The 3,046-nt window shown below is 40.4% G+C and carries 4 protein-coding genes; 2 read left to right on the top strand and 2 right to left on the bottom strand.

Going from position 1 to position 3,046, the window contains the following annotated elements:
* The first annotated feature begins 24 nt into the window (after positions 1 to 24).
* Together ACFI6J_RS21365 and ACFI6J_RS21360 are read left to right on the top strand one after the other, a co-directional pair.
* Positions 25 to 1,263 carry a tyrosine-type recombinase/integrase gene (locus tag ACFI6J_RS21365; protein WP_071980015.1) on the top strand — a complete coding sequence of 413 codons (1,239 nt, stop codon included), beginning with the start codon at positions 25 to 27 and terminating at the stop codon, positions 1,261 to 1,263.
* A gap of 24 nt (positions 1,264 to 1,287) precedes the next feature.
* Positions 1,288 to 1,974 carry a hypothetical protein gene (locus ACFI6J_RS21360; protein ID WP_371343182.1) on the top strand — a complete coding sequence of 229 codons (687 nt, stop codon included), beginning with the start codon at positions 1,288 to 1,290 and terminating at the stop codon, positions 1,972 to 1,974.
* A 9-nt stretch (positions 1,975 to 1,983) separates the two neighbouring features.
* On the opposite strand, the gene ACFI6J_RS21355 is transcribed toward ACFI6J_RS21360, so the two are convergent.
* Positions 1,984 to 2,400 carry a nuclease-related domain-containing protein gene (locus ACFI6J_RS21355; protein WP_462586386.1) on the bottom strand — a complete coding sequence of 139 codons (417 nt, stop codon included), beginning with the start codon at positions 2,398 to 2,400 and terminating at the stop codon, positions 1,984 to 1,986.
* Between the two features lie 133 nt (positions 2,401 to 2,533).
* Positions 2,534 to 3,046, bottom strand: a 513-nt coding sequence (locus ACFI6J_RS21350; protein WP_462586385.1) for a DNA adenine methylase, incomplete at its 5' end; no start/stop codon positions are given.

Raw genomic sequence — 3,046 nt, 5'->3', positions numbered from 1 at the left:
TCTTAACTAACAATCACAACACACTTGGCCATCACTAAACCCACACCGTTGTTTCCCACGTATACTGAGCTAGCAGAGCTCAGTTTGTCTGACTATCCACAGCTAAGTTCATTCTTAGACAATCAACCGACATGGATGAGACAGCACTGGGACTGGGCGAAAGAATACCTTTTATATATTGGTCGCAACAAATCACAACACACGTACGTGCGTTTTCGAAATGACATCGAAAAGTTCCTATTGTGGGTCTTTATGGTAGATAAGCAGCCAGTAGATGATTTACGTAAAGCAGATATTTTGCGATACATTGATTTCTGTGTGGCGCCACCGGTTAAATGGATAAGCACCCAGCTCCATGACCGATTTCGCCTCAATAACGGTTACTTTGCTTCAAACCTTAAGTGGACGCCGTTCAGGCAAACGCCGCCGAAATACGATAAAGACAGAGTGCTCGATCCGAAAAAGTACCAACCCTCATTGCAGACCCTCGAATCTACCTTTGTGGCATTAAGCTCTTTTTACCGCCATCTCATCGATGAAGAAATTTGTTTCGGCAATCCTATTCCATTGGCAAAACGAGACTGTAAGTACTTGATAAAAGACAGTCAGGTAAAGACGATAAGTCGATTAACTGAGCAGCAATGGCAATATCTCTTGGATACTGCCGTTGAGATGGCGGATAGTGATCCGCTTTTGGAGCGTAGTTTATTTACTATTGCTACCATGAAAACCCTATTTCTGAGGCTTTCAGAACTCTCGGAGCGCAATGATTGGACGCCCTTGATGAGTCATTTTTGGACAGATGAGGGCAACAACTGGTGGTTTAAGGCCTATGGAAAAGGCAAAAAGATAAGAGATATCACGGTACCACCGGGTTATCTTACGTTTTTGAAACGCTATAGAAAATGGCGTGGACTATCACCTTTACCGTCCAAAGGTGAGCAAACCGTTCTGGTTGAAAAAATAAGAGGCCGCGGTGGTTTAACAGGTCGTCAAATTTCGAGGCTTATTCAGAGCGTGTTCGACGCTGCATTTGACAAAATGAAGTCAGAACAAGGATTAGAATCCGCTCAGAAATTAAATGAAGCCACCACACATTATCTGCGTCATACCGGTGCAAGCATGGAGATAGAGCGTGATAGACCGCTAAAGGATCTATCAGAAGATCTGGGCCATTCTAGCAGTGCGACAACCGATACGGTGTATGTGCAGGTTGAGCGAAAAAAGCGTGCCTCATCTGGCAAAGATAGAAAAGTCGAGTAGCTAATGCGAAAGAGAACGTGCTACATGTGCGATGCCTTAGCGACAACGAAGGAGCATATTCCTCCAAAAGCATTGTTTCCAAAACAAAAAGATGTGCTCAGTGAAATCAGTCTACGCAAAGATTTAATAACGGTACCATCCTGTGAGAAACACAATAATAGTAAGAGTAGAGACGATGAGTATTTAGTGTTTTGTCTATCTACGTGCTTTCATGGAAATGACATAAAAGAGCAGCTGTTTAATACCAAGATCATGCGAGCAATTGACCGGCGGCCTGACACATACTCGAACTTTTTAGATAACTATCAACGTGTAATGCTAAAACATCCCGATGGAAAAGTAGAACACACTGCGGCGTATTCAATCGACCTAAGACGTTTTGACAGCGTGTTATCGCACATAGCATGTGGATTATATTACCATCACACTCAAAGTAAGTGGGAAGGTGCCACGCTTGTTATAAGCAATGAATTACGTGATTTTAGCTCTACAAACTCTGATGAAGTAAATAGGTTGACTGACGATACTATCGAGCGCGTAACATTGTTCTTAAGCGAAACCAATAGTTTTGGAGCAAATCCAGAAGTTTTCTATTATAAAATTTATGATGACCGGCCCAAAGTTTTTGTAGTTTTAATGACATTTTATTCTGCGATATCGGTCGCGGTAACGTTAACTGAAAACAATAAAATAAATAATGTCTATATGTAAATCATATGCTTACACCAGTACATCGAAAATCAATGACCTAAACGGTAGTTCAGCCTTACTATCACCAACGAAAACAATGACGGAATGCACTTGATCATCATTAAGTCCCAATACCGATACAAGTGTTTGTACATGCTTATAGTTCTGATGCAATGGATTTTGAAATTTGCTTGAATGTTTGTAGAGCTTTTGTGTCCACATCCTTTGTTTGGGGTTTCCAAATATCCATCCCTTCATGTTTTTGGTTTCAACTACGAATACACCGAACTTCGAAACGATGATGTGGTCGATTTGCGTACTACCATCATCTGTTGGCAAGGTTACGTTCTTGATTAAATGGTATGTATTTGGGTTTAGCATATGCTTTGCAGAAAAATTAACAAAGAACTCGCCAAATTTTCCTTTGAACCAAGGAGATTTTAAAATTTCTGTACCAATAGCGATTGGTATCAGAAGCCATAATAACTCTGCTAATTAATTTACGACTGGTGCAAAATCCATATCTAACAAACCTGTTTACAATGTAGATGTATCTATAGCCATTCACACACCACAAAAGCTAATAATAAAGAAGAACCTCTGGTGCAGAAGTTCTCTTTGTAACGCTGGAAGATATTGTCCTTGGCACTCTAAACCTTACCGTTTTTATAGCTCCGTTATAAATTTCTTTGAGTCTTTTACCCTCATGATTTGATACCAGAACCTTGTCATACATTGCTCGGTTGTCGGTTAATTGTTTATTCAGAGCTCGATGGTGGTTTAATGAAAAGCCATTAGCAGTGTATTGAGTAAATACTTGAGTTTGTTCGTCGTGCTTTATGTAAGGCGGGTCAGCATAGCACTGACACTTCATACCTCTTCCAGTAAACCTATCTTCCATTTCGTACAAAAAGTCGGAGAACTCCATATTATAAAAAGTCGCGTCTTCAAGCTTTTCAGCAAAATGCTCTAATTCCTTTTCTGGATAATATGGGGAGCTATACCGGCCAAAAGGCGTGTTGAATAAACCCCTTGAGTTGTATCTCAAAAGCCCGTTAAAACAATGCCTATTAAGATATAGGAGCAATAAGGG

Source organism: Alteromonas sp. G4i13, from assembly GCF_054960505.1.
Note: the sequence above shows the minus strand (reverse complement) of the source record. Positions and strands in the feature narration are given on the sequence as shown.

Coding starts and splice junctions, on each gene's coding strand:
- ACFI6J_RS21360 (WP_371343182.1), top strand. CDS start 1,288: ATGTGCGATGCCTTAGCGACAACGAAGGAGCATATTCCTCCAAAAGCA.